Origin of the sequence: Rhodococcus sp. NPDC060084 (assembly GCF_042730335.1) — a bacterium.
Lineage (GTDB): Bacteria > Actinomycetota > Actinomycetes > Mycobacteriales > Mycobacteriaceae > Rhodococcus.
The window spans coordinates 47,300-72,348 of the sequence record NZ_JBHWWX010000012.1; the positions used below are offsets into that span (position 1 = coordinate 47,300).

Genomic DNA, 25,049 nt, shown 5'->3' on the forward strand with positions numbered 1-25,049 from the left:
GGATCACGCCCTCTCTGTCGTCGGGCCAATCCTGATGAGCAGATGCGGCACTTCTGCTTCGCGCAGGAAAACACTGTGCGGTCGCCGAGTGGAAAGGTGTCCTGCAACGTTCCGGACCTGTTCGTGCTGGTCACCCGGGGCGGGGTGTGACGCGGATCGCGGCGGAGGGCAGGAAGGCGGCGTTGTGGCAGGTGGCGGGGGCTTCCCCGATTTCCACTTGGATTCACACGACCGTCACGTGCGCCACACTTCTGAAAAGAATGAGACAAATGAGGCGAAGAAACCAAGTGGAAACACGGGAGTTCTACTGTTTCCGCTGGTGGCCCGGGTCCGAAGACGGGCCGACGGACGATCGGAGTGCCCGTGGCGAGCGGCAGGCGTGGCGGTGGTGGGTCACGGATCGGTGGTGCGCTGGGAGCGGCGATCGCGCGATCCCGGAATACGGCACCGGCCGTCACACCGGTGTTTTCTCCCCTGCGGGCGCTGAACCGACGTCAACTCTCGCAGATCGACCTGATCGGTCAGTCCCTGTCGACGGTGGCCCCCGCGACGGGAATGATCTTCATCGCGTCGTGGATCATTTCCGCCGATCCTGGAGTTGCGGGGCTGGCCGCGATCCTCGGCACCACCGCGGTGGTCGTTGCGGTGGCCTTCTGTATCTCCCAGTTCACCCGCCGTCTCGCCGCTGCGGGGTCGTTGTACAGCTTCGCCTTCCACGGTCTTCCCCGACGCGCCACCCTCACGATGGGTGCGGCTCTGCTGCTCGGTTATCTCGGCATCGCAGTGTCCGTTCTGGCCAACTCCGCCGTGAGCTTGCTGGGAATCGCCACCGCCCTGGACATTTCCGTATCCGGCACCCTACCGCTGCTGGTGGAGGTAACGCTCGTGGCGAGCGTCGTCGCGCTCATCGCAGTGCGCGGTGTCCGCCTCGCGACGCGGGCGATCCTCGTCGTGGAACTGTGTTCCCTGGTCCTCATCTGCGTCCTGATGGTCACCGATCCCGGTGCCCCGACCCCGTCGGTCGCACCCGGTGCCGCCCAGACGTTGCCCTTCCTGGCGCTGATCGTGGTGTTCGGAATGGCGGGGTTCGAGAGTGCGGCGTTCTTCGGAGCCGAGGCCCGGCGCCCCCTGATCACCGTGACCCGTGCGGTGCTCGTCACCCCGATCCTGTGCGGCGCGGTCTTCGTGTTCGCCGGTTGGGCAGCACTGACCGGGCACGCGGATGTGGTCGTGGCCGCGTACTTCGACGGCACCGCCTCGGGAGCGAGCACGGCGATGGTGGTGGCGGTCAAGGTCGGGGTGACCTTCTCCTGGTTCGCCTCGGCGCTGGGATGCGCACAGGCGGGTTCGCGATTGTTGCTGGCGATGGGTATCGAGGGAACCGTTCCGCGACGCCTGTCGCGTGTCCATCCACGATTCCGCACACCGTATGTCGCTGTGGTCGCCTTCACCCTCGCAGCGGTGATCGGCGCCTGGACATACCTGCTGATCTTCCTCGGCGACTCGGTGGTGTTCGACGGTTTCGTGGAGGTCGCCGTGGTCGGTGCCTACACGTTGCTCGCCGTCTCGTGTCTGAGGTTCCTGCGACGTATCGGCGAGGATGCCCGCACGACCACCGTGGTCGCAGTGGGTATCGCCTGCGTGGGCGCCGGACTGCTCGGATATCTCACGCTCTCCGGGATCAGCGACGGGCAGTGGGGGATACCGACCGCCGTGCTCGTCGTCGGACTGGCCGGCGTGGTGTGGGCGGCCGTGCTGAAGCGGCTCCGGCCGGAGTCGCTGGCGACGATGGGCGCCTTCGACAGCCCGGAAACCACCGACCTGCTGCCCGGCGCAGGCGAATTGGTACTCGACGACGACGGACGACCGCAACTCGTTTCGGCTCATTCGCTGCCGGGAGACCGGCGATGACCACCCAGTCCGACGCCGCAGTGGGGTTCGGTGGGCAGCAGCCCAAGGCTGTACAGAAAGCACTGGGAATGCTCGAGGCCGTGGCGCATCTCGGACCGGGTGCCACAGCGAAGGAAATCGCCCACTTTGCCGATGTTGCCCCCACGACCGCCTACCGGATGCTCAATCTGCTTGTTGCCGAAGGTTTCCTGGTGCGCGTACCCGACCTGTCGGGCTTCGCTCTCGGGCGGCGCACCGCCGAACTGTCCCGTGCCGCGGTGGAGACGGACACCTCACCCACACTGCACGAGACGGTCGAGGAGTTGCGCTCGCACACCCGTTTCGGGTTGCACGTGGCCTCGTTCGCCGGTGGCAGGCTGCGGTTCGTCGATCAGGACCCCGACCACGAGATCGTCGGTATCGCGCTGCTGGCCAAGAACCTTCACTCGAACGCGCTCGGAAAGGTGATGCTCGCCCACAATCCCGGGATGAGCGTGGGTCTCGAACTCCGCAAACTGACCGAGTACACCGTCTGCGACCCGGACGTTCTCGAATCGGAGCTGTCCAGGACCCGGCTCGTCGGTCACGCGTTCGAGAATCAGGAATGCCGCGTGGGACGATCGGCGCTGGCCGTGCCGATCCGCAACCACGATGCCGAGGTGGTCGGGGGGCTCTGCTTGCAGGGGTCACCGCTGCGCGTGTCCCCGGCGGAGTACGACCAGCTGACATTCCTTCACGACGGGTCGCGGTGCCTCACCGGAATGTTGTGAAGCTCTGCAGCATTCCGGAATAACGTTTCGGAGGCGGAGGCGCGAACTCGCCGCGCTTCCCTCCGGTGACGAGTCCCATGGTGACCAGCGACTGCACCGTCAGCGTTGCCGCGGTGACACCGTCGACGACGGGGACGCCGAGGTCGGCAGAGATTTGGGCGCACAGGTCGGCCATCCCCGCGCAGCCGAGTACCACGACGTCGGATCCGTCTGCGCACAACGCGTCGAGACAGGCTTCCGTGACGATCTTGCGAGCGTCCGGGTCGGTGTCGAGCGCCAGCACGGGGACTTCACACGCGTGTACACCCCGGCACGAGTCGCGCATCCCGTACCGGTCGGCGAGGTCCCGGGCCCGCCCGGTCGTGCGGCCCAGTGTCGTGACGACCGAGAAGCTCCGGCCCAGAAGGGTCGCGGTGTGCATGGCGGCCTCGGCGATCCCCACGACCGGTCCGGCCGCGATCTCCCGCGCCGCATCGAGACCGGGGTCGCCGAAGCAGGCGATCACGTAACCGTCGACACCGTCGCGCTCTCCCTTCTCGATCTCCGCCAGCAGACCAGGGACGGCTAGTGCTTCGTCGTAGTGGCTTTCGATCGACGGCGGTCCCATCTCCGGGCTGACCGCCTCGAGGCGTGTGCCCGGGCCTGCGACGGCCCGGGCACACGCCTCGATCTTGGCGGTCATCGCCCACGTGGTGTTCGGGTTGACGACCTTGAGGAACATGCGATCAGACGGCTTCCTGCGCGGGGGCGGTCTCGGGGATGCGGACTGCCCACCGGGTGCGGGTCGCGAGCAGGTGGTAGACGACGAAGCCGAGCCCGCACCCGATGAACCAGCTGTACTGCGCAGCGGCGCTCATGCCGGGGGCGTTGTTGAACAGCACCGGGGTCATCGCGACAGCCGCACCGACGACGGTGGCAACGACTGCAGCGGGGTTGTAGCCCTTGCTGTACCAGTAGGCCCCCTTCTCGGACATCGTGAACAGATCGTCGACGATCACCTTCTGCTTGCGGACCAGGTAGTAGTCGGCGATGAGAATGCCGAACAACGGGCCGATGAACGCACCGAGGGTTTCCAGGGTGTAGTGGATGACCTCCGGGTTGTTGTACAGATTCCACGGGGTGATGAGGATCGAACCGACCGCGGCGATCATGCCGCCCGCCCGCCAGCTGATCTTCTGCGGGCTGACATTCGAGAAGTCGAACGCCGGCGAGATGAAGTTCGCGACGATGTTGATGCCGATCGTGGCGATCGCGAAGGTGAGTGCTCCGAGGACGATAGCGAAGGCGGAGTCGATACGGGCGACGGTTTCGACCGGGTCGGTGATCAGTTCGCCGTAGACCGGGAGCGTCAGCGACGCGGTGATCACCACGAGCAGCGAGAAGACCAGGAAGTTGAGGGGGAGACCGAGGAAGTTGCCCTTCTTGACGGCGCCGAACGACTTGCCGTACCGGGAGAAGTCTCCGAAGTTCAGCATGGGGCCGGAGAAGTACGAGACCACCAGGGCGATTGCGCCGAGCATGACCGGCACCGACGACCAGCCGGTGTGCGTGACATCGCCCAGCGTCAGGTCGATCGCACTCCAGCCGGCCTTCGAGATCAGGTATCCGCACAGCAGGAACATCACGACGTACACGGCGGGCCCACAGAAGTCGATGAAACGCCGGATGGACTCCATGCCGCGCCAGAACACGCATGCCTGCAGCACCCACAGGGTGAGGAAGCTGACCCAGCCGAGAGCGGACAGCCCGGCGAACCCGTAGTCGGCGACCACGGCGTACGGGGCGAGCGAGGGAAACAGTTTGATGAGCACCACGTCGAGTGCGGCCGAGGCGAGAAAAGTCTGAATCCCGTACCACGCCACCGCGATCAGTCCGCGGATGATGGCGGGGATGTTCGCACCCAGCACGCCGAAGACACTGCGGCAGATCACCGGATAGGGAACACCGGTGACCTGGCTCGGTTTGGCCACGAGGTTGCAGAAGAAGTAGACGATGGTGATGCCCGCCAGGAGGGCGACGAGGACCTGCCAGCTCGCCAGGCCCAATGCGAACAAGCTCCCGGCCGTGACGTAGCCGCCGACGCTGTGTACGTCGGACATCCAGAACGCGAAGATGTTGTACGAGCCCCAGCGCTGGTTCTTCAGCGGTGCCAGGTCGTCGTTGGTGAGCCGCGGATCGTAATCGGCGGCGGGCGGACCCGGAACGGGGGCGTCGTCGCGTGGTATCAGCACTTCGGTCATGGGTGCTCCTGGGCGGTGGGGAAACTCGATGCGCCGAACGCTAATTGCGCGAGGTTGCCGCAGGATTACCCGAACTGTATATCTTCCGCGGGCAGCAGCCCGGCACCTGCCGCAAGCGTCGCGATGGCTGCGTCGAGGCGCCGGTTGTGATGCTCGTAGGCCGCGAGCAGTTGCTCGGTGTCACGCGCGAGGAACGCGTCGAGCATGGCCTGGTGTTCGTGGTGCAGGTCGGCACGTTCCGCGTCGCTCACGTGCACCATCGGCTGGACCGGTTCGGTGATGTTCCAGGCATATTCGAGCATGTGCAGAAGCCGGTGCATCCGGGACGGGCGAGCGAGCGTCATGTGGAACACGCGGCTCTCGCGGTGATAGGTGTGCGAGTCGTGCTCGTGCACTGAGCGTTCGAGTATTTTGTGTGATTGCTCGGCGAGCCGGTAGTCCTCCGGGGTGGCGTTGTGCACAGCCGCCGCGAGCGAGGCCGATTCGAGTGTTTCCCGGACGAGATACAACTCGCGCAGTTCCTCCGCCGTCAACTGGGCGACGGTGTACCCGTGATTCTGGCGATGGGTGACGAGTCCCTCACCGATGAGGGTCTTGAGTGCCTCGCGGACGGGGATGCGGCTGACTCCGAACATCTCCGCGACCTCACCCACCGGTATAGGTGTGCCCGGTGGTGCTGCGCCCGAGAGAAACACGCGCCGCAACTCCTCGAGGATCGCGTCCTGGGGCCGTCCGGGTACGTCCACTCGGAGCCGGTCGACAAGCACCGATCTGCGACGTGGCGCCACGGCGGTGGCTCCTTCCTGTCCGGCGAACACGGGCGACGACGACGCGACGGTAAGCCCCTGATGTGTCCGCTGCGTCTCGCTCGTGTGACAGCGACGAGTCGCCGGGCCCTCGGTCGACGCCGAGAACACCAACCGGCATCGGCGGGTGCGCTAGGGGGCCGCTGCCCGCGTGGTCGTCGGGAGCGTGGCGCGCGTCGTGGGCTGGGGCGTGGTCGCGGGGCGCTCGTCCCGCTCCTTGTCCTCCGAGCGACTGTCGTCCTGGGGCTTCGTCCGCCGCGGGTACCGAGTGATGTCGCGGGTTGTGGACGTGACCGACACCTGCTGAGAGGTGGGTGGAGAGGTGCGGGCAGAGGTGGTGACCACGTTTTCCTCGACCGGAATCACCGTGCCGGCACCGGGGTAGACGGTGGTCTCGACGATGGGTTCGGCTGTGGTGCTAGAGATCGGGGGTTCCGTCGTCGGCGTCTCGGATCTGCTTACGGGAGAGGCCGTGACGACGGGTGTCTGGGACGGGGGAAGATCCACCGAACGGGACGTCGGAGAGGGTGGTGCCGACAATTCCTCGGGTTCCGAACCTGGCAGGACGACCACGGCGACTACGGCGAGGACCAGCACCGCTGCCACCGCGGCGATCGCTGCCGTTTTCCGGCGCCCACGGCGGGCGACGGGGAATCCGTTCCGGTTCAACGGTTCGATACGGCGTCCCATGTCGGCGAGTTCCGTGTCGAGGGGCGTTGCCGTGAGCACACGGTCGCGCAGGCGGCGGGGGAGCGGGACGGGCGGCACGGCCGCGAACAATCCGGTCGCATTCGGAACGGCCGGTACCGCCAGGTCGACCGCTTGCTGAGCGCGAGCGAACGGGCGGCCGTCTCCGGCGGCGGATCCGAGGATCGCGTCGATCTCCTGGTTGGTGAAATGATGGCGCACCGCCAGTTCGAGGACCTCGCGTTCGATCGCGCCGAGGCTGCCCACCGCGTCGCGGACCGCGTACAACTGGGGACGGAGCGGTGGCGCCGCGGGATCGGTGGCGGGAACGAAGCCGACCGTGCCGGCAGCACGCCCGGGCTGCGCACACTCGGAGCGGACGATCGCGTAGAGCCACGCCCGCAACAAGCCGGTGTCGCGGAGAGCGTCGATTCGGCGCACCGCGATCCAGATCGAGTCGTGCACGACATCGGAGGCAGTCGATGCGTCGACGAACCCGCAGGCGTACGCGAACAATCCGGGCGCGTACAAGTCGTACAGCCGTGCTGTCGCCGCGGGATCTCCCTGCCGCAGTGCCTCGCCGACCTCGCGGTCGGCAGACCCGTTCCGGTACGCCATCGATGCAACCCCTCCCCTTCGTCCGCGCCCCCGTGTGCCCCTGCGGGACTCGCGCCCGGGTGCACTCTACGAGGCGCGGGGCAGACAGGGAATGCCTCGGTCCGGCGAGAGTCCGGCGAGCCCTGTTGCCGGTTCGGATGCGTACGTAGTGTGCGGGGTATGGCGGCATGGACAGCGAACGACATTCCCGATCAGAGCAACCGCACGGTCGTGGTGACCGGTGCGAACAGCGGCCTCGGCGCCGAGACGGCGCGGGCGCTCGCGCGTGCCGGCGCCCAGGTGGTGCTGGCGTGCCGCGACGTCGCGAAGGGAGAGGAGGTGGCCGCGGACATCGGTCCGAACGCGCAGGTGCGCAAAGTGGACCTCGCGGACCTGTCGTCGGTGCGTGCGTTCGCCGCGGACCTCGCCGCGACCCACCCGACCATCGATGTGCTGGTCAACAATGCGGGCGTCATGGCGGTGCCGCTGCGGCGGACCGCCGACGGCTTCGAGATGCAGATCGGCACCAACCACCTCGGCCACTTCGCGCTCACCATGCTCCTTCTCGGGCGCATCACCGATCGCGTCGTCACCGTGAGCAGCACCATGCACCGGATCGGCAAGATCGATCTGGACGATCTGAACTGGGAGCGGCGCCGCTACGAGCGGTGGCCCGCGTACGGCCAGTCGAAGCTGGCGAATCTCCTGTTCGCCTACGAGTTGCAGCGACGGCTCACCGCGCACGGATCACCGGTGAAATCCTTTGCGGTACACCCGGGTTACTCGTCGACGAACCTGCAGTACCGGAGCGAGTCGCGGTACGGGAAGCTCGTCGAGTGGGTGACTCCGGTCATCGGTCAGTCGGCCGCGATGGGAGCACTCCCGTCCCTCTACGCCGCGACCGCCGCGGATGCGGAACCCGGCGGTTTCTACGGGCCCGGCGGCCTGTTCGAGATGCGAGGACACCCCGGGAAGGTGCAGTCCAACGCGCGGTCGCACGACCAGGGCGTCGCCGCGAGCCTGTGGTCGCTGTCCGAGCAGTTGTGCGACGTGCGGTCACCGCTCACGTCAACGTGAACGACACGGGAGGCAGGGCGTCGCGGCGGCACAGACCGGTCTGGTCGACGAGGTCCAGGGTGCGCAGGTAGCGACGTACGAGATCACCCGCGGAGAGCCCCGATTCCGACGCGACGCGCAGCGCTGCGGCAAGGCCGTCGCCGCGGGCCCAGCTGTGGACGGCCCCGACGGCCACCGGGTCCGGGTCGGGGCTCACCGTCAAACCGTGGCGCTGTTCCGCTGCCGCCAGTTCGCCCCAGAGGCGCATGGTGACGCGCAGGGCCTCGTCCACCGCCGGGGTGGTCCGTCCGGACGCCGCGGCGGTGCGGTGCCGCGTCTCGCCGAGCACGGTCGAGACCACTGCCGCGAGCTCGCAGGGTTCGAGCCCGTCCCATGCTCCGGTCCGCACGCATTCGGCCACCAGAAGGTCGCTCGTGCAATAGATCCGGCCGAGCCGTCGTCCGTCGTCGGTGACGTACGCCGACTCACCGGCCGGGTCGAGGATCACGTAGCCGCGTTCCTCGAGCACGGCGAGGGTGCGATCGAACGTGGTGCGCAGACGTCCGGTGACGCCCTCGATCCGCACGCGCATTCGTTCCGTGTCGGTGACCAGGGTGCCGAGCCGGCCCGCGACGGCCAGGAGGTGCGCCCGGTCGGGCCGCCGGTGGCCCGGGTGTGAACGCACCGCGCGGGCGAGCGCGGTGACGGTGTCCGCGGATGCCGTGGTGCGCGCGAACGCGAGACGCTCGTACAGACTCCGGTATTCGGTGAAACCTGCTGCATCGGCGAGTTCGGCTTCGAGGTCGGCGATCAGCGCGGTATTCGTCCGTACCGCGTCGGACAGCGCGCGCACCGATCGCTCCGCCTGGAATTGGGCGAACGAACGGTCCAGAAGTGTGCGTGCGCCGTCGAGGCCGACGCGGTCGATCAGATTGACGCAGGTGTTGTAGCCCACGCGCAGCGAGCTGTGCAGGGGATAGGCGCGCGTCGAGGCGAGTCCGGCAACGGTGGCGGGGAGGGTGTCGGGCTGCCAGAGCACCACGGCGTGCCCCTCCTCGTCGATCCCGCGCCGACCGGCGCGGCCCGTGAGCTGGGTGTATTCCCCGGGCGTCAGGCGCACAGGTCCGGCTGCCGTCGGTTTGACGAGACGTTCGAGTACGACGGTGCGGGCCGGCATGTTGACCCCCACCGCGAGGGTTTCGGTCGCGAACACCACGCGGACGAGCCCGCGCGTGAACAGGTCCTCGACCGCGTGCCGGAATGCCGGAACGAGGCCGGCGTGGTGTGCGGCGAATCCACGCTCGAGCCCCTCGATCCAGTCGGAGTAGCCGACCGCGTCGAGGTCGGCCGGGGGCAGAGAAGCCGTGTGCCGGTCGGCTATCGCGCGGATCTGCGGGACCTCCGCCGCCTCGGTGAGACGCAGGGAAGAGTCGAGGCATTCGGTGACGGCGGCGTCGCATCCCGACCGGCTGAAGCGGAACCAGATGGCGGGCAGGAGTTGTTCGGCCTCGAGCCGCGCCACGATCTCCGGGCGATCACCGCCCGCGGGAAGGGGTGCCGAGGTCCGGCGCTTACGGCGTTTCCTCGCTCCGGGGGATGGAGCGGCGTCGGCGAGTTGCCGATGTGCGATGTAACGGTCGAGGGTGTCGTCGACGGTCCCGGTGCCGGGGGAGAAGAGGGCGAACAACCGCCCCCCGGCGAGCATGTGCTGGGTGAGCGGGACCGGGCGGACCTCGTCGACGATCACGGTGGTCTCGCCGCGCACCCGGCGGATCCATGCCCCGAATTCTTCGGCGTTGCTCACCGTGGCCGACAGGCTGGCCAGCCGCACCGAGCGGGGAAGGTAGAGGATCGTCTCTTCCCAGACCGCGCCTCGTTCCCGGTCGGCCAGATAATGCACCTCGTCCATCACGACGTGGGTGAGGCCGTCGAGGAGGGGGGAGCGGGAATGCAGCATGCTGCGCAGGACTTCCGTCGTCATGACGACGACGGGGGCGTGCGGGTGAAGGGTGATGTCCCCGGTGAGCAGGCCCACCTCGCCCTCACCGAATCGCTCGACGAGGTCGTTGTACTTCTGGTTGCTCAGCGCCTTGATGGGCGTGGTGTAGAAGCAGGTGCCGCGAGGAGTCGAGTGCCGGAACGTGGGTGAGCTCTGACGAGACTCGAGCGCGAGGTAGGCCGCGAACTCGCCGACCACCGTCTTCCCGGCTCCGGTCGGGGCGCAGACCAGCACGTCTCGGTTCTCTTCCAGCGCACGGCAGGCGTCGATCTGGAAGTCGTCGAGCGTGAATCCCACCTCGGCCGCGAACTTCGCGAGCCGCGACCCGTCCTGCATACCCACGTGTCCACGCTACGCGGACGCGGCGTGGACACGTGGTGAGGCCGGGTGGCCCGGGTAATCGGTCAGTCTTCGGAGATCTCGAGGGTGACCTCGATGTTGCCGCGGGTCGCGTTGGAGTACGGGCACACCTGATGAGCCTTCTCGGTGAGCTCGCGGGCCTGTTCGGCGGACAGCTTCGGCAAGGTGACCTCGAGGGTGACGGCGAGGCCGAATCCGCCACCGTCGGTCGGGCCGATACCGACGCGGGCGCCCACGGCGGAGTCACTGATGTCGGCCTTCTCCTGACGGGCGATCATCTGCAGTGCCGAGTGGAAGCACGCCGCATAGCCCGCGGCGAACAGCTGTTCGGGGTTGGTGCCTTCGCCGTTGCCGCCCATCTCGGTGGGCATGGCGAGGTCGACGTCGAGCTTACCGTCGCTGGTGCGAGCGTGCCCGTTGCGTCCGGCTCCGGTGGCGAGGGCTTCTGCGGTGTAGAGGATCTTCATGGCGGTCCTACCTTTCCTCGGGGGTGTCGCCGGCTGCGTGCTGCAGCGCGGCGGTCAGGCGGTGGAGCGTGTCGCGGAGTTCGGCGAGTTCCTCGAGTTCCAGACGGCCTGCGCGCGCCACGCAACCGGGGATGCCCGCGGCTTCTTTTTGGAGCGCGTTGCCGGCGTCGGTGAGGCGTACGACGACACGTCGCTCGTCGTCGCGTTGCCGTGTCCGTTCGACGAGCCCGGCCGACTCGAGTCGCTTCAGAAGAGGCGACAGTGTGCCGGTGTCGAGGTCGAGGGCGTCGCACAGGTCCTGCACTCCGCGCGCGTCGCGTTCCCACAGTGCGAGCAGTACCAGGTACTGCGGGTAGGTGACGCCGAGTCGGTCCAGGAGCGGCCGGTAGACCGCGGTGGTGGCGCGCGACGCGCGGTAGAGCGCGAAGCACACCTGCTGATCGAGAGCGAAAGGATCCGACACGTGAAATAAAGTAGCGCACCGTTGTGTTGTGCACAATACAAAATCTCCTCGTTCGCCGTGACGTAGCTCACCTTCATTTGCCCTAGGGCTTCGGAATTGATGAAGTGTTCGGCACGTTAGTTGAGTGAGTAAGGCTCAAGTCAAGAGAAAGGCTTCGGAATGACGGCATTCTTCGGGCCTGGCGGACCCGGCCGAATCGACCTCTCCCGCTTCATGAGCCGCGGTACGCAGGAACTGATGGCGGTCGCGGCTCGCTTCGCCGCAGAACGCGGCGACGCCGACCTCGATGCGCTGCACCTCCTCCGCGCCATGGCGGAAACCGATCCGGCCCGCACCGTCATGGCCCGCTCCGGAGCCGATCCGGCCGCGGTCGTCGCGGCTGTCGACCAGCGGTTGCCGCAGAGCAACCCGGACTCCGGCGTGTCGGCTCCCGCACTCAGTGGGGCGGTCAAGACCGCGTTGCTGGAGGCACATCAGCTCTCGCGCGCGCTCGGCTCGACCTACATCGACCCCGAGCACGTGTTCTTCGCGCTCGCCGCGGACCAGACCCGCGCCCCGGGACGGTTGCTCGCCTCCCTCGGTGTCACCCCGCAGTCCCTGCAGACGGCGCTCCAGCCGGTGCCGCCGGCCGAAGCGGGTGGCGACTCCGCGACCCCGACGCTCGACCAATTCGGTGTCGACCTCACCGAGCGCGCTCGGAGCGGTGGCATCGACCCCGTCGTCGGCCGCGCCGACGAGATCGAGCAGACGCTCGAGATCCTGTCCCGCCGCACCAAGAACAACCCGGTTCTCCTGGGCGAGGCAGGTGTCGGCAAGACCGCGATCGTCGAAGGGCTCGCCCAGCGCATCGTGGACGGCGAGGTACCGGAAAACCTGCGCGACAAGCGAATCGTCCAACTCGACCTGACCGGCATGGTGGCGGGCACCCGCTACCGCGGCGACTTCGAGGAACGCCTCACCAAGGTGCTCGACGAGATCACCGCACAGTCGGGCGCACTGATCGTCTTCATCGACGAACTCCACACCGTCGTCGGCGCCGGTGGCGGCAACGACGGGGCGATGGACGCGGGGAACATCCTCAAGCCCAAGCTCGCCCGCGGCGAACTGCACATCGTCGGTGCCACGACACTCGACGAATACCGCAAGCACATCGAGAAGGACCCGGCGCTCGAACGGCGCTTCGGTCCGGTGATGGTCGGTGAGCCGAGCCGTGAGGACACGGTCGCCATCCTCCACGGACTGCGTGACCGGTACGCCGAATTCCACGGTGTCCGCTACACGGACGAGGCCCTCGACGCCGCCGTCGACCTGTCGGTGCGATACCTGCCCGACCGGCACCTGCCGGACAAGGCGATCGACCTCGTCGACCAGGCCGGTGCGCGGTTGCGGCTGCACACCCCGCGCGTCGACGGTGCACAGCTGCGGGACCGGCTCGTCGAACTCGAAGCCGAGAAGGACCGCGCGGTGCAGGCCGAGGACTACGAGGAAGCCTCGCGCGTCCGCGACGAGATCGTCCGGATCCAGCAGCGCATCGACTCCGGTGCGCCGGCTGATGCGGACGTCCCGGTGGTCGGCACCGAACTGATCGCCGAGGTCGTCTCGCGCGCGACGGGAATCCCCGTCACGCAGATGACCAAGGTGGAGAAGGACCGTCTCCGCACACTGGAGGACGAGCTGCACAAGCGCGTCATCGGCCAGGACGAGGCGGTGCGCGCGGTGGCACGTTCCGTCCGCCGGAGCCGCTCGGGCATGAGCGATCCGCATCGCCCGGTGGGCAGCTTCCTGTTCCTCGGCCCGACCGGCGTGGGTAAGACCGAGCTGGCGAAGGCGCTGGCCGAGGTCCTGTTCGGCGACGAGCGCAAGATGCTGCGTGTCGACATGAGCGAGTTCGGCGAACGACACACCGTGAGCCGTCTCGTGGGCGCCCCGCCCGGGTACGTCGGCTACGGCGAGGCCGGTCAGCTGACCGAGCAGGTCCGTCGCAACCCGTACTCGGTCGTGCTGCTCGACGAGATCGAGAAGGCGCACCCGGATGTGTTCAACACCCTGTTGCAGGTGCTCGACGACGGCCGTCTCACCGACGGTGAAGGCCGCACGGTGGACTTCACGAACACCGTCGTCATCATGACCAGCAACCTGGGATCGGACATCATCTCCAGCCGTGGTGGGGCCATCGGGTTCACCACCGGCGACGCGGAGGCGGAAGAGAAGCCGCTGCGCGACCGGGTGATGGGACGGCTGCGCGAATCGATGCGGCCGGAGTTCCTCAACCGCATCGACGAGATCGTCGTCTTCCGCAGGCTCGACGACGCACAGTTGCACCGGATCGCCGATCTCCTGCTCGACGAGAGCCGGAAGCGGCTCCAGGCCAAGGGCATCGAGATCGACTTCAGCCCCGAGGCCGTGGAGTGGATCGCCCGTCACGGGCACCAGCCCGAGTTCGGTGCCCGCCCGTTGCGGAGGTCCATCGCACGGGTTGTCGACGACCGCATCGCGGATCTGCTGCTCGACGACACGCTGGTCGAGGGCGGACGCGTCGAAGTCGACGTCGCCGGCGACGAACTGGAGTTGCAGGTGGTCTGAGATTCCGAAAAAGGGCGGGTGTGTGCACTGCACACACCCGCCCTTTCGTACGTCGGTCGTCAGGCTTTGCACAACCTCCGGATCGCATTGAGGGGCAGACGGAGCCACGACGGGCGGTGCCGCGCTTCGTACACCACTTCGTAGACGGCCTTGTCGATTTCGTACGCACGGAGCAACGGCCCGATGTCGCGCGGATCGGATCCGGATGCTGCGGCGTACCCGTCGCAGAACGCGGCGGAGTTGCGTTCTGCCCATTCCCGCGCCCGGAACTCACGCTGCGCCGTGGCGCCGTCGGGATCACGCTCTCGCACCGAATGGTGGGCGGCGTAATCGAAGGAACGCAACATCCCCGCGACGTCGCGGAGCGGGGTGTCGGGATGCCGGCGTTCGACAAGGGACTTGGCGGGTTCACCCTCGAAGTCGATGAGCAGCCACCGTTCCGGTGTGCGCAGCACCTGCCCGAGATGGAGGTCGCCGTGGATGCGCTGCACCGTGACGGGACCGAGCGCGGCGGCTTCGTCGAACCTCGCCTGTATCGCGGGCACGAACTCCACCAGTTCCTCGACCTCGGCGGCGGCGGCCTCGAGCCTGCGGCTCATCGCGGCCGCAAGTCCGGACGCGGGACGCTGGGATTCCCCGAGCGCGGCGGCGAGATCCGAATGGACCTCGGCGACCGCCGTCCCCATCCGGTAGGACTCACCGGCGAAATCCGTACCGACCTCGTCGGCCCGGAGATCCCCTTCGATGAGGAGATCGCGGATACTTCCGAGCGCCATCGCCCACCCGTCCGCGGAATTGGCGGCGAAATCCTGGGCCATCGCGAGCGTCGTGCGGACACCTTCGACATCGGCGTCGATCCACGCACGGATCGGTGCCACGGAGCGGCAGCCCACTTCGGTCAACGCGAGGTGCAACTCCACGTCGGGGTTGATACCCAACGTGAGACGACGGAACATCTTGAGCAGGAGGCGTTCGCCGAGTACGACGGACGTGTTCGACTGCTCCGCGCCGAGCGGGCGCCCGCGCATGCCCGCCTCGAACTCCGCGCCCGGGAGGGTATGGAGATCGACGGGCCCCTTCGGGCGGCCACTGCTCAGGCTCTGCGCGTACAGGCCGATGATGTCCTGGTCGTGCAGACCGTCGTAGACGAACACACTGTGCCCCGCGTCATCCGGTGTCGCCAACGTCCACGGAGCCAGATCGTCCGGCAGGTGCGATCGGTACCCCAACGGCACCTGGTAGATCTGCTCGGCAGTGTCCTCGAAGTCGACGGCCACCAGGACGTGGTCGGCGCCGAACCCGGGTTCGTCGGCGAGTGTCTGCCGCAACACGATCCGCACGCCGGTGATGGTGTGGCCCTTCGCGGCGAACCAGCGCTGACGTGGGAGCCAGTGTGCCAGGCCCGCTTCGAGGTCGGCGTCCGGATAGCGGCTGTCGTTCTGTTCGGTCATGGCTGCACCGCCGCTTCCGCTTCGCTGCTGACGGGATGTGATCCTGCGCCTTCTGTCGTGGGATCCGGTTGCAGAGCGAACCAGAAGAACCCGTGACCGGGGAGCGTGAGCATGTAGCCCTCCTCGGTGATCGATGGGAACGGCACCGACCCGGTGAGCTCCACCGGGATCCACCCGACGAACCTCGACAGATCCAGCACCACGGCCTGCGGATAGCGGGAAAGGTTGTTCACGCACAGGATGACGTCGCTGTAGTTGCGATCCGGGGTCGTTTCCATCTCCCGGAGATACGACAGGACCGCGGGGTTGGCGCTGCCGAGTTCGGTGAACGCCGCCTTGCCGAACGCGGGGTGCTGCTTGCGGACCTGAATCATCCTGCGAGTCCAGTGCAACAGCGAGTTCGTCGAGTTCAGCTGGGACTCGACATTGATCGCGTTGTACCCGTACGTGGGATCCATGATGGTCGGAAGATACAGCCGCGCCGGATCGGCGCGGGAGAAACCGGCATTGCGGTCGGGAGTCCACTGCATCGGGGTACGCACCGCGTCGCGGTCACCGAGCCAGATGTTGTCGCCCATGCCGATCTCGTCGCCGTAGTACAGCACCGGGGACCCGGGCAGGCTCAGCAGCAACGCCGTGAACAACTCCAACTGGTTGCGGTCGTTCTCGAGCAGAGGGGCCAGGCGCCTGCGGATCCCGATGTTCGCCCGCATCCGCGGGTCGGTGACGTACTCGGAGTACATGTAGTCACGCTCTTCGTCCGTCACCATCTCGAGCGTGAGTTCGTCGTGGTTGCGCAGGAAGATGCCCCACTGCGCGGTGCGGGGAATCGACGGGGTCTGCGCGAGGATCTCCGAGATCGGGAATCGGTTCTGGCGACGGACCGCCATGAAGATCCGGGGCATGAGCGGGAAGTGGAACGCCATGTGGCACTCGTCGCCGATCTCCGGCTCACCGAAGTACTCGACCACGTCCGACGGCCACTGGTTCGCTTCCGCGAGCATGACCCGGCCCGGGTATTCGGCGTCCATCACCGCCCGGCACTTCTTGAGGAACGCGTGGGTCTCGGGCAGGTTTTCGCAACTGGTGCCCTCGCGCTCGAACAGGTAGGGCACCGCGTCGAGCCGGAATCCGTCGATGCCCAGGTCCAGCCAGAAGCGGAGGACGTCGAGCATGGCGTCCTGGACTTCGGGGTTGTCGTAGTTCAGATCGGGCTGATGCGAGAAGAACCGGTGCCAGTAGTACTGCTTGCGCACCGGATCCCACGTCCAGTTCGAGGTCTCCGTGTCCACAAAGATGATGCGGGCATCCTTGTAGGCCTCGTCGCTGTCGGACCACACGTAGAAATCCCCGTAGGGACCGTCGGGTTCGGCACGCGACTCCTGGAACCACGCGTGGGTATCGGAGGTGTGGTTCATGACCAGGTCCGTCACCACGCGGATACCGCGCTTGTGCGCTTCGTCGAGGAACGTCACGAAGTCGTCGACCGTCCCGAATTCCGGTAACACCGCGCGGAAATCGCGGATGTCGTAGCCGCCGTCCCGCAGCGGGGAATCGTAGAACGGGGGCAGCCAGATGCAATCGGCCCCGAGCCACGCGATGTAGTCGAGTTTTTCGGTCAGCCCCCGCAGGTCACCGGTCCCGTCGTGGTTCGAGTCGTTGAACGCGCGCACGAGAACCTCGTAGAACACCGCGGTCTTGAACCAGTCGGGATCGATCGGAAGGTTGCGTGCATGCGCGAAATCCTCGGACCGTGTCTCGACGATGTGCCCGTCGGGGGTGTGCTCGGGTTCCACAGCTCGGGCGGTCGGATCGGCTGGGCTTTCTGCTGGCATGAAACCTCCGGGCTCGTCATCGTGCAGGGCGGAACCTCAGGGTTCCCCGGCGTCGGCCGGTCCACACCCGGCCCGGCTGAAAGCGAGGTGAGGGCATGCGTGCGCGGATACATTGACGCCCATGACTGCGAATCGGCCGGAGGGCCGGGTGGCCGAACTGTGCACCCGGATGCGTTCCTTCATCGACGAGGAGGTTATCCCGCTGGAGCCGACATTGTCGCGGCAGGACGACGACGGCGCCGCGGCGCTGGACGGGCTGAAGAGCCGCGCGAAGGACCTCGGATTGTGGGCGCTCGGGCACCCGGAGGAGATCGGTGGCGGGGGAGTTCCGTTCCTGGACTTCGTCTATCTCAACGAGATCATCGGCCGGTCGGAGTTCGGTCAGCTCGCAGTGGGGTCGGTGTCGATGCAGGACGCGCTGATGCTGCATCGGCACGGCACCGAGGAGCAGCGTCGTCGCTGGGTTCCCGGTCTCGTCTCCGGCGAGATCCTGCCGTCGGTCGGCATGACAGAGCCCGACGTGGCCGGCTCCGACCCGGTGCTCGTGCAGACGACCGCCCGTCTGGACGGAGCGGAGTGGGTCGTCAACGGCCGTAAGTGGTTCACCACCGGCGCCCGGCAGGCCGGCTACTGCACGGTGTTCGCGCGCACCGAACCCGACTCGACGCCGCTTCACCGCAGTATCAGCGCTGTCATCGTCCCGACGGATACGCCGGGCTTCGAGATCGTCCGGTCGATCCCCACGATGGGGTACGACCCGAGCGACCACTACGAGGTGCGCTACACCGACGTCAGGGTTCCTGCCGACAACGTGCTCGGGGGACGCGGCAACGGTTTCCTGGTCGCCCAGGACCGCCTCGGACCCGGCCGGATCTTCCACTGCATGCGCTGGCTCGGGCAGGCGCAACGGGCATTCGAACTGATGTGTGCGCGCGCCAACGCCCGGTTCGCACACGGGTCGCTCCTCGCCGACAAGGGCGAGATCCAGCGGTACGTCGCCGAATCGGCCGCACAGATTCAGGCGGCGCGCCTCATGACGCTCGACGCGGCCCGGGTCATGGACGCCGGTGAGGACGCCCGGGTACAGATCGGTCTCATCAAGTTCTGGGGTGCGCGGATGCTGCACGACGTCGTCGACCGGGCGATCCAGGTACACGGGGCGCTGGGCCTGACCGCGGATACGCCCCTCGAGGCCATGTACCGGCGGGCACGGTATGCGCGCATCTACGACGGCCCCGACGAGGTGCATCGCATGTCGACCGCCCGCCGGATGCTGCGCGACCCGGAGCGAGTGCCGTGGCGGTAGGGACCGTCTCGTTCGCGCCGCCGAAGGGCGATCCGTTGCTCGGCACCGGGGAGCGGAACGGCGTCGCATACGGCCGCCTCGCGGAGGTGTCTGCTTGCCCGGGAACAGGTTCGGCGAAGATGCACCCGGACCCGAAGTTCCTGCCGGGGAGCGTCGGGGCGAGTCGGTGTGCCGCGGCACAGAACCGGTTCGGCGAGTTCTGGTAGAGTCCGTCGCTATGCAGCGCACCTATTTTTGGTTTAGCGGGCCGGCCCTGGGTGGGTCGGTCGGCGTGACCGCGCGCTGACTTCCTCACCCACGAGCCGGATACAGACCGGCTCGACGGGATCTCAGGGTTCTTCCGGGTCGGCTTCCTTCACCGAGAACAGGAACGCAACCCGATGAGCTCCACCACTGGAATCTCCACCACCAATCTCGACGAGCAGCGCACCGTGCGGGTGAGTCCGCTCGCCGCGCCGTCGGAGATCCGCGCCGAATACGCCCCTGACGCCGTCGTGGCGGCGACCGTGCGATCCGGCCGCGCCGACACCGTCAATATCCTGAACGGCACCGACGACCGCCTCGTCGTGGTGGTCGGCCCGTGCTCGGTCCACGACCCCGCCGCAGCCATGGATTACGCTCGCCGGCTCGCCGCGAAGGCTGACGAATTGCGCGACGACCTGCACATCGTGATGCGTGTGTACTTCGAGAAGCCGCGCACCACGCTCGGCTGGAAGGGTCTGCTCAACGACCCGCACCTCGACGGCAGCTACGACATCAACACCGGCCTGCGAATCGGCCGGAAGTTGCTGCTCGATGTGTCGAGCCTGGGCCTGCCCGTCGGCTGCGAGTTCCTCGATCCGATCCTCCCGCAGTACTACGCCGACCTGGTCACCTACGGCGCGATCGGTGCACGCACTGCCGCCAGCCAGGTGCATCGTCAGCTGTGCAGCGCCCTGTCGATGCCGGTCGGGATCAAGAACTCCACCGAAGGCGACGTGCAGGTCGCGGTCGACGGAACCCGCGCCGCAGGTGCGAGCCACGTGTTCCCCGGCACCGACCTCGACGGCCAGGCCGCGCTCATCCAGACCGTCGGCAACCCGGACTGCCACGTCATCCTCCGCGGCGGCAGCGCCGGCCCGAACTACGATGCCGAGACCGTCGCCGACACGATGGCGCGCCTGCGCAAGGGTGGGTTGCCGGAACGGGTGGTCATCGACGCGAGCCACGGCAACAGCAGCAAGAACCACGAGAAGCAGGTCGACGTCGTGACCGACATCGCCGAGCGTCTCGAAGCCGGAGAACAAGGCATTGTCGGTGTGATGCTGGAGAGCTTCATCGAAGCCGGCCGGCAGGACTTGACGCTCGGCTCGTCCGACGAGCTCGAGTACGGTAAGTCCATCACCGACGCGTGCCTCGACTGGGCAACCACTGCAGTCCAACTCGACCGGCTCGCCGACGCGGTGCGTGCCCGTCGCGCCTGACCCACTCGGTTTCTGCATTCGCTCCGACATCCACGTCGGAGCGAATGCAGGACGCACCGAAGCGCTCTGCAGATGCCGCACATGGCAAATGATTTGTGTACAAGCACCTTTCGGTCTGTCCAGCGCGCAGACGCACGTAGCCGGGTCACCGCCGGCGATCCCGCCCGAAACCCGTATACAGACAATAGGGATCAAACGGTAATCTGGGTGGTACGCAAAGAGAGCCGACCCCACTTGCGGTAGCGTGCCATCACATGGATGGGGAGGCACTGTCGATCGTCGTACCGGCTCGCAACGAGGAGCGGTACATCGGGCCATGCTTGTCGGCGCTTCTCCAGCAGCAAGAGGACATCCTCGAAATCATTGTGGTGGACAATAATTCCACCGACAACACGGTGCAGATCGTCGAAGCTGTCGCGGCCGGTAATCCGATCGTCCGGCTCGTGACGGAGAAGCGCCCCGGTGTCGCGTTCGCCCGCAACGCGGGATTCGATGCCGCCGAGGGTTCGATCTTCGGGCGGATAGACGCGGACACGCGTGTGCGCCCGGGGTGGGCGCGTACCGCACGGGAGTTCTTCCCAGAGACGACGTGGCAGCGGTCGGCGCGGTCAGCGGTCTCAACAACTCGTACGACTCGCCCTACCGCGGGCTGAAGAAGCGGTACTACGAAAAGCAAGTCGCGAAAGGTCTGTTCGGCGGCGAACGCCGGGTCAACAACATCCACGGCGCCAACATGGTGATCAGGCGCTCCGCATGGGATCAGGTGCGGGAGGCGATCAGTACCGACCCCGGCATCCACGAGGACGTGGACCTCGCCCTCTGTCTGCGCGAGCACGACATCGAGCTCGCCCAATTGACGGATCTGTTCGTCGACATCTCTCCCCGCCGGGCGCTGACCCCACCCCTGGAGTACATCGAGTACACCCGTTCCATGGTCCGAACCTACGATGTGCACGGCCTGCTGACCCCGGAGGTCGCACGCGTCGTGCGCCTGCAGTGGCTGGGTCACCTCGGCGTCTATGCCGCATATCGGCTCTACGACCCGGACCGAGGCCGATTCGCACTCTCGCGGGCCTTCTCGGGTGGTGTCGAACGTGCGATGCCCGTCTCGGATCAGACGAGCGGTGTGAAGTCCCGACTCCCCAGATAGGGCGGGCGCGGGTTCTTCGCTGCGAACGGCTCTACCAGGGTGTTCTCCACGCTGTTGAACACCACGAAGAGATTCGAGCGCGGAAACGGGGTGATGTTCCCGTTGGAGCCGTGCATGCAGTTGGAATCGAATACCGTTGCGGAACCTGCGGATCCCGTGAAGGTGGCGATGCCGTACTCGGCGGCCATCCGGGTGAGGCTGTCTTCGTCGGGAGACCCGGTCTGCGGCGCGTGGGTGACGAGCGACTCGCGGTAGTAGTCCTCCGGAGTCTCTCCCGCACACGAGACGTAGGTGCGGTGCGAACCCGGCATGATCATCAAACCGCCGTTGTAGCCGTAGTTCTCGGTCAAGGCGAGCGAGATGCTGAGCGCCCGTGGCTTGGGCATTCCGTCCTCGGCGTGCCAGGTCTCGAAATCCGAGTGCCAGTAGAACGGCCCGCCGCGGAAGCCTGGTTTGACGTTGAGTCGCGATTGGTGGATGTACACGTCGGAGCCGAGCAATTGCCGTGCAATCCCGGCTATTTCGGGACGGCGGACAATAGAGGCCACGAGATCGCTGAGCAGATGGACGTCGAAGATGGAACGGACGTCGCCGCTACCCTGCTCGCGGACCACACGCGCGTCGTCACCCAGTTCACCGCCGAGCCGTGATGTTTCTTCCAGGAGGTTTCCCACGTCGTTCGCGGGAAGAAGCGCTTCTGCAGTATGGAATCCTCGGCGGTCGTATTCGGTGACCGCCTCGGCAGGCAACGGCCCCTCGGCCGCACTTCCCCACACGACCGGATCCGGCCTCGCGAACGATTCGCACTTCGCTCGGCTCCGGGTCGGATACTCATCCTGTACCGCAGCGCGCATAACGGTGTTTCACCCTCTCCCAGGTCGACAGAGCTTCGCCTCCCAGACTTACCCACTCACCGCCACGTTATGCAACCCGGGTGGATTCCGTGCCGGTTCCGGGCACCGGGTTCCCGGGTGCGTCGTCGTGTCCCGGTAGGAGCGGGATTGCGAACCCCGGTTACCGCGGTGAGCGGTAACTGCTCGGGGTGTTGCCCGTCCACCGCTTGAACGCGCGCCTGAAGGCACTCGGCTCGGAGAACCCGAGTCGGGCCGAGAGGTCGTCGACCGACTCGCCGCGCCGCAGCCCGGCGATGGCGAGATCGCGGAGTACTTCCTCGCGCAATTGGCCGAGTGACGTGCCCTCCTGGCGCAGCAGCCGGCGGAGGTGAGGGGTGCTCACGGTGAGCATTCCCGCAATGTCCTCGGCGGTGGCAGTGCGTCCGTTGATTCCCGACTCGAAGATGCGGCGCACCTGCGACGACACGGTCGACTCGTAATCCCGTTCCGACAGAATGAGATTCGGGGAGTCGCGGAGATACTCGTCGAGCGACTCCTCCGACTGCACGAGCGGCGACGTCAGTGCGGAATTGTGGATTTCGAGCGCTGCGCGGCCCGCTCCGAAGGTCACGGGGACACCGAACATCGAATCGTAACTACGAGCAAGAACCGGATCCGGTTCGGCGTACGGCAACATCACCGATTCCAGCCGGACTCTGCCGCCGACCAGCCAGGCCGCGAAGCGGTGCAGCAGCATGAGGAGAAAGTCGACGGTGACGCGTGTCTTCTCGTCGACCACCTCCGGCAGCGCGACATCGAGGTACGTGGTGGTGTCACCCGGGGTCAGCGACAACTGGGGGAGCGACCGGACCACCCGGTTGACCTCGACCATGCGGCTGAGCGCGCGCGCGAGATCGGGGCAGTGGATCAGCGTCAGGCACATCACCCGGAACATTCCACGGGGGACCGGACCGGGCGCCAACCCGAACAGTTCGTCGTCCGTGATCTGCCACGCCATCTGGGTGAACCGGCTCACCTGTGCCGGCGTCAGGCGCGCGTGAGGGTGCGCGAGGACCGCGCGACTGATTCTGGCCGCGTCCAGCGCCGGTTGGAGATCGACTCCGGCGTCCGCGCCGGTGCGTACCGCCCGGGATACGAAGTCGGACGGAATGGTGGGCCGCGACATGATCTAGAGGGCCTCCTGCAGCGTGCGCAACCGATCGACCGCGTCCGCGAGCACGTCGTCCCGCTTGCAGAACGCGAATCTCACCAGATGGTTCCAGGCCTGCGTGTCGTCGACGAACACGCTCACGGGGACCGCGGCCACCCCGATCCGTTCCGGCAGTTCACGGCAGAATGCGACACCGTCGCGGTAACCGAGCGGCGTGAGATCGGCGCACACGAAATATGTTCCGGCCGAGTCGAGTACGCCGAACCCGGCGCCCTTCAATGCATCGGACAGCAGAGTGCGTTTGCGTTGCAGGTCGTCGCGCATCGACCTGATCCAGTCTTGCTCGTGGGTCAGGGCGTGGGCGACTGCGGGCTGGAAGGGTGCGCCGCCCACGAAGGTCAGGAATTGCTTCGCGGCGCGCACGGCGTCGATCAGCTCGCGGGGCCCGAGCGCCCAGCCGATCTTCCATCCCGTGACGTTGAACGTTTTCGCGGCACTCGACACGGTGACCGTGCGCTCCGCCATTCCCGGCAGCGACGCGAGCGGGATATGCCGGCGGCCGTCGAACACCAGGTGTTCGTACACCTCGTCCGACAGCACCAGAAGGTCGTGTTCGCACGCCAACTCGGCCAGGGCCGTCAGGGCCGTCTCGTCGTACACGGTGCCGGTGGGGTTGTGCGGGGTGTTGACGATGAGCATGCGCGTGCGGTCGGTGATCGCGGCGTGCAGGGCGTCCACGTCCAGCACGAAGCCGGCTCCCGCCCGGGCGAGCGGGACGGTGCGGCGAGTCGCGCCGGCAAGCGCGACCGCGGCGGCGTACGAGTCGTAGTACGGCTCGGTGAGCAGCACTTCCTCGCCCGGCTCGACGAGCCCGAGGACAGCCGCGCTGATCGCTTCGGTGGCTCCGACGGTGACGAGTACCTCGCAGTCGGGATCGTGTTCGATGCCGTAGCGGTCGGCGCGGTCCGCGGCGACGGCCTGCCGGAGCGCGGGAATACCCGACCCGGGCGGGTACTGGTTGATCCCGTCGGCGATGGCCTGTCGCGCGATCTCGAGCATCTGCGGTGGACCGTCGACATCGGGGAAACCCTGGCCCAGGTTGATCGCGTCGTGCCGGATCGCCAGGTCGGTCATCTCGGCGAAGATCGTCGAGGCGAACGGTCGTAGCCGGGCGACGGTGCGCACTGCCGCTGCCGGTCTCCTCGAATCAGCCACTCGTGAAGCCTATCGTCCGCCCTGTCACATCCGGGACGGCTGCCTCGTCAACAGTACGAACGGCTCGGCCGGGACCGGCGAGGAGTCCCGGGGCCGCGAGAAAACCGGAGGACGTCATGCCGCGAATCGAACCGGTCACCCCCGAACGGGCCGGCCTGGCCACCCGCGCGACCTATGCCTTTGCTGCGCGCCGCTACGGGGTGGTTCCCGAGCCGTTCGCGGTGCTCGCGCACCACCCGGCGTTGATGCGCGCGACCGGAGTACACGAGATGCTGGTCGAGCGAGCCTCGAAGGTGCTTCCGGCCAACGTGCGTGAACTCGCGGTGTACCGCGCAGCGTGGACTCTCGGATGTTCGTGGTGCGTCGACTTCGGCACGATGCTGCAGCGCCTCGACGGACTCGACACCGAGCGCCTCGCCCACATCGCCGACTATGCGACGTCGGACCTGTACAGCGACGACGAGAAGGCTGCGATCGCATACGCGGACGCGGTCACCGGGGATGTTGCCACCGCCGTGACAGACGAGCAGGTCGCGGATCTCGAACGGAGATTCGGGCGGGCCGGGGTGGTGGAACTGACCTATCAGATCGCTCTCGAGAACATGCGGGGCCGGATGAACTCGGCACTGGGCATCCAGGAGCAGGGCTTCAGCACGGATGCGTGTCGTGTGCCGTGGGCGGACGACGCTGCGGCGACGGGGAAGTGA

21 protein-coding genes are annotated in these 25,049 nt (G+C 67.1%); 9 read left to right on the forward strand and 12 right to left on the reverse strand.

All coding sequences use genetic code 11. The features are described 5' to 3' along the window. Positions 1-363 precede the first annotated feature (363 nt). Positions 364-1,911, forward strand: coding sequence for an APC family permease (locus ACFWBU_RS09410; RefSeq protein ID WP_378528109.1), 1,548 nt, complete (start codon positions 364-366; stop codon positions 1,909-1,911). Beyond that, positions 1,908-2,660, forward strand: a complete 753-nt coding sequence (locus tag ACFWBU_RS09415; RefSeq protein ID WP_169621218.1) for an IclR family transcriptional regulator — start codon at positions 1,908-1,910, stop codon at positions 2,658-2,660. The genes ACFWBU_RS09410 and ACFWBU_RS09415 overlap by 4 nt, the downstream gene beginning before the upstream one ends. Here the strand turns inward: ACFWBU_RS09415 and ACFWBU_RS09420 are convergent. The 4 genes from ACFWBU_RS09420 to ACFWBU_RS09435 form a co-directional block, all read right to left on the reverse strand. Then, positions 2,644-3,381 (reverse strand): aspartate/glutamate racemase family protein, encoded by a 738-nt coding sequence (locus tag ACFWBU_RS09420; RefSeq protein ID WP_169621217.1) that lies wholly within the window; start codon positions 3,379-3,381, stop codon positions 2,644-2,646. The genes ACFWBU_RS09415 and ACFWBU_RS09420 overlap by 17 nt on opposite strands. 4 nt (positions 3,382-3,385) lie before the next feature. Continuing rightward, entirely contained in the window at positions 3,386-4,900 is a 1,515-nt protein-coding gene (locus tag ACFWBU_RS09425; RefSeq protein WP_378528110.1) for an NCS1 family nucleobase:cation symporter-1, read from the reverse strand. A 65-nt stretch (positions 4,901-4,965) separates the two neighbouring features. Further along, positions 4,966-5,688, reverse strand: coding sequence for a GntR family transcriptional regulator (locus tag ACFWBU_RS09430; RefSeq protein ID WP_169621215.1), 723 nt, complete (start codon positions 5,686-5,688; stop codon positions 4,966-4,968). 150 nt (positions 5,689-5,838) lie between these two features. Then, positions 5,839-7,011, reverse strand: a complete 1,173-nt coding sequence (locus tag ACFWBU_RS09435; RefSeq protein ID WP_378528111.1) for a sigma-70 family RNA polymerase sigma factor — start codon at positions 7,009-7,011, stop codon at positions 5,839-5,841. A gap of 159 nt (positions 7,012-7,170) precedes the next feature. Between ACFWBU_RS09435 and ACFWBU_RS09440 the strand changes: the two genes are divergently transcribed. Further along, complete coding sequence (locus ACFWBU_RS09440; protein ID WP_378528112.1) at positions 7,171-8,067, forward strand: oxidoreductase; 897 nt, start codon at positions 7,171-7,173, stop codon at positions 8,065-8,067. On the opposite strand, the gene ACFWBU_RS09445 is transcribed toward ACFWBU_RS09440, so the two are convergent. The 3 genes from ACFWBU_RS09445 to ACFWBU_RS09455 form a co-directional block, all read right to left on the reverse strand. Next, positions 8,054-10,387, reverse strand: coding sequence for a DEAD/DEAH box helicase (locus tag ACFWBU_RS09445; RefSeq protein ID WP_378528113.1), 2,334 nt, complete (start codon positions 10,385-10,387; stop codon positions 8,054-8,056). The genes ACFWBU_RS09440 and ACFWBU_RS09445 overlap by 14 nt on opposite strands. Positions 10,388-10,449: 62 nt before the next feature. Continuing rightward, entirely contained in the window at positions 10,450-10,872 is a 423-nt protein-coding gene (locus ACFWBU_RS09450) for an organic hydroperoxide resistance protein (protein WP_169621211.1), read from the reverse strand. Between the two features lie 7 nt (positions 10,873-10,879). Further along, positions 10,880-11,335: a MarR family winged helix-turn-helix transcriptional regulator gene (locus tag ACFWBU_RS09455; RefSeq protein ID WP_378528114.1), complete on the reverse strand. Its 456-nt coding sequence runs from the start codon at positions 11,333-11,335 to the stop codon at positions 10,880-10,882. Positions 11,336-11,494: 159 nt separating this feature from the next. On the opposite strand from ACFWBU_RS09455, the gene ACFWBU_RS09460 reads away from it, so the two are divergent. After that, a complete protein-coding gene (locus ACFWBU_RS09460; protein ID WP_169621209.1) occupies positions 11,495-13,918 on the forward strand; it encodes an ATP-dependent Clp protease ATP-binding subunit in 2,424 nt (807 codons plus the stop codon). Between the two features lie 59 nt (positions 13,919-13,977). On the opposite strand, the gene ACFWBU_RS09465 is transcribed toward ACFWBU_RS09460, so the two are convergent. Together ACFWBU_RS09465 and treS are read right to left on the reverse strand one after the other, a co-directional pair. Next, on the reverse strand, positions 13,978-15,369 hold the full coding sequence (locus ACFWBU_RS09465) for a phosphotransferase (RefSeq protein ID WP_169621208.1): 1,392 nt from the start codon (positions 15,367-15,369) through the stop codon (positions 13,978-13,980). Then, entirely contained in the window at positions 15,366-17,204 is a 1,839-nt protein-coding gene (treS, locus tag ACFWBU_RS09470; RefSeq protein ID WP_169651909.1) for a maltose alpha-D-glucosyltransferase, read from the reverse strand. The genes ACFWBU_RS09465 and treS overlap by 4 nt, the downstream gene beginning before the upstream one ends. A 121-nt stretch (positions 17,205-17,325) precedes the next feature. On the opposite strand from treS, the gene ACFWBU_RS09475 reads away from it, so the two are divergent. The 4 genes from ACFWBU_RS09475 (at position 17,326) to ACFWBU_RS09490 (ending at position 21,123) form a co-directional block, all read left to right on the forward strand. Beyond that, on the forward strand, positions 17,326-18,510 hold the full coding sequence (locus ACFWBU_RS09475) for an acyl-CoA dehydrogenase family protein (RefSeq protein WP_206036959.1): 1,185 nt from the start codon (positions 17,326-17,328) through the stop codon (positions 18,508-18,510). A gap of 380 nt (positions 18,511-18,890) precedes the next feature. Continuing rightward, complete coding sequence (locus ACFWBU_RS09480; RefSeq protein ID WP_378528115.1) at positions 18,891-19,973, forward strand: 3-deoxy-7-phosphoheptulonate synthase; 1,083 nt, start codon at positions 18,891-18,893, stop codon at positions 19,971-19,973. A 254-nt stretch (positions 19,974-20,227) separates the two neighbouring features. Then, positions 20,228-20,626 carry a glycosyltransferase family A protein gene (locus ACFWBU_RS09485; RefSeq protein WP_378528116.1) on the forward strand — a complete coding sequence of 133 codons (399 nt, stop codon included), beginning with the start codon at positions 20,228-20,230 and terminating at the stop codon, positions 20,624-20,626. After that, complete coding sequence (locus tag ACFWBU_RS09490) at positions 20,563-21,123, forward strand: hypothetical protein (RefSeq protein WP_378528117.1); 561 nt, start codon at positions 20,563-20,565, stop codon at positions 21,121-21,123. The genes ACFWBU_RS09485 and ACFWBU_RS09490 overlap by 64 nt, the downstream gene beginning before the upstream one ends. Here ACFWBU_RS09490 and thpD read toward each other — a convergent pair. From thpD to ACFWBU_RS09505, 3 genes are all read right to left on the reverse strand, one after another. After that, on the reverse strand, positions 21,087-21,977 hold the full coding sequence (thpD, locus tag ACFWBU_RS09495) for an ectoine hydroxylase (protein WP_378528118.1): 891 nt from the start codon (positions 21,975-21,977) through the stop codon (positions 21,087-21,089). The two genes, ACFWBU_RS09490 and thpD, sit on opposite strands and share 37 nt — an antisense overlap. Before the next feature lie 160 nt (positions 21,978-22,137). Next, a complete protein-coding gene (locus ACFWBU_RS09500) occupies positions 22,138-23,142 on the reverse strand; it encodes an AraC family transcriptional regulator (protein WP_169621203.1) in 1,005 nt (334 codons plus the stop codon). 3 nt (positions 23,143-23,145) lie between these two features. Next, positions 23,146-24,342, reverse strand: coding sequence for a pyridoxal phosphate-dependent aminotransferase (locus tag ACFWBU_RS09505; RefSeq protein ID WP_378528119.1), 1,197 nt, complete (start codon positions 24,340-24,342; stop codon positions 23,146-23,148). A 116-nt stretch (positions 24,343-24,458) separates the two neighbouring features. Between ACFWBU_RS09505 and ACFWBU_RS09510 the strand changes: the two genes are divergently transcribed. Next, entirely contained in the window at positions 24,459-25,049 is a 591-nt protein-coding gene (locus ACFWBU_RS09510) for a carboxymuconolactone decarboxylase family protein (protein ID WP_378528120.1), read from the forward strand.

What these genes read in the sequence shown, in the direction of transcription:
- treS (WP_169651909.1), bottom strand. Translation starts at nt 17,204, where the DNA reads ATGCCAGCAGAAAGCCCAGCCGATCCGACCGCCCGAGCTGTGGAACCC.
- ACFWBU_RS09510 (WP_378528120.1), top strand. Translation starts at nt 24,459, where the DNA reads ATGCCGCGAATCGAACCGGTCACCCCCGAACGGGCCGGCCTGGCCACC.
- ACFWBU_RS09415 (WP_169621218.1), top strand. Translation starts at nt 1,908, where the DNA reads ATGACCACCCAGTCCGACGCCGCAGTGGGGTTCGGTGGGCAGCAGCCC.
- thpD (WP_378528118.1), bottom strand. Translation starts at nt 21,977, where the DNA reads ATGCGCGCTGCGGTACAGGATGAGTATCCGACCCGGAGCCGAGCGAAG.
- ACFWBU_RS09420 (WP_169621217.1), bottom strand. Translation starts at nt 3,381, where the DNA reads ATGTTCCTCAAGGTCGTCAACCCGAACACCACGTGGGCGATGACCGCC.
- ACFWBU_RS09440 (WP_378528112.1), top strand. Translation starts at nt 7,171, where the DNA reads ATGGCGGCATGGACAGCGAACGACATTCCCGATCAGAGCAACCGCACG.
- ACFWBU_RS09435 (WP_378528111.1), bottom strand. Translation starts at nt 7,011, where the DNA reads ATGGCGTACCGGAACGGGTCTGCCGACCGCGAGGTCGGCGAGGCACTG.
- ACFWBU_RS09485 (WP_378528116.1), top strand. Translation starts at nt 20,228, where the DNA reads ATGGATGGGGAGGCACTGTCGATCGTCGTACCGGCTCGCAACGAGGAG.
- ACFWBU_RS09475 (WP_206036959.1), top strand. Translation starts at nt 17,326, where the DNA reads ATGACTGCGAATCGGCCGGAGGGCCGGGTGGCCGAACTGTGCACCCGG.
- ACFWBU_RS09450 (WP_169621211.1), bottom strand. Translation starts at nt 10,872, where the DNA reads ATGAAGATCCTCTACACCGCAGAAGCCCTCGCCACCGGAGCCGGACGC.
- ACFWBU_RS09425 (WP_378528110.1), bottom strand. Translation starts at nt 4,900, where the DNA reads ATGACCGAAGTGCTGATACCACGCGACGACGCCCCCGTTCCGGGTCCG.
- ACFWBU_RS09460 (WP_169621209.1), top strand. Translation starts at nt 11,495, where the DNA reads ATGACGGCATTCTTCGGGCCTGGCGGACCCGGCCGAATCGACCTCTCC.
- ACFWBU_RS09465 (WP_169621208.1), bottom strand. Translation starts at nt 15,369, where the DNA reads ATGACCGAACAGAACGACAGCCGCTATCCGGACGCCGACCTCGAAGCG.
- ACFWBU_RS09500 (WP_169621203.1), bottom strand. Translation starts at nt 23,142, where the DNA reads ATGTCGCGGCCCACCATTCCGTCCGACTTCGTATCCCGGGCGGTACGC.
- ACFWBU_RS09480 (WP_378528115.1), top strand. Translation starts at nt 18,891, where the DNA reads ATGAGCTCCACCACTGGAATCTCCACCACCAATCTCGACGAGCAGCGC.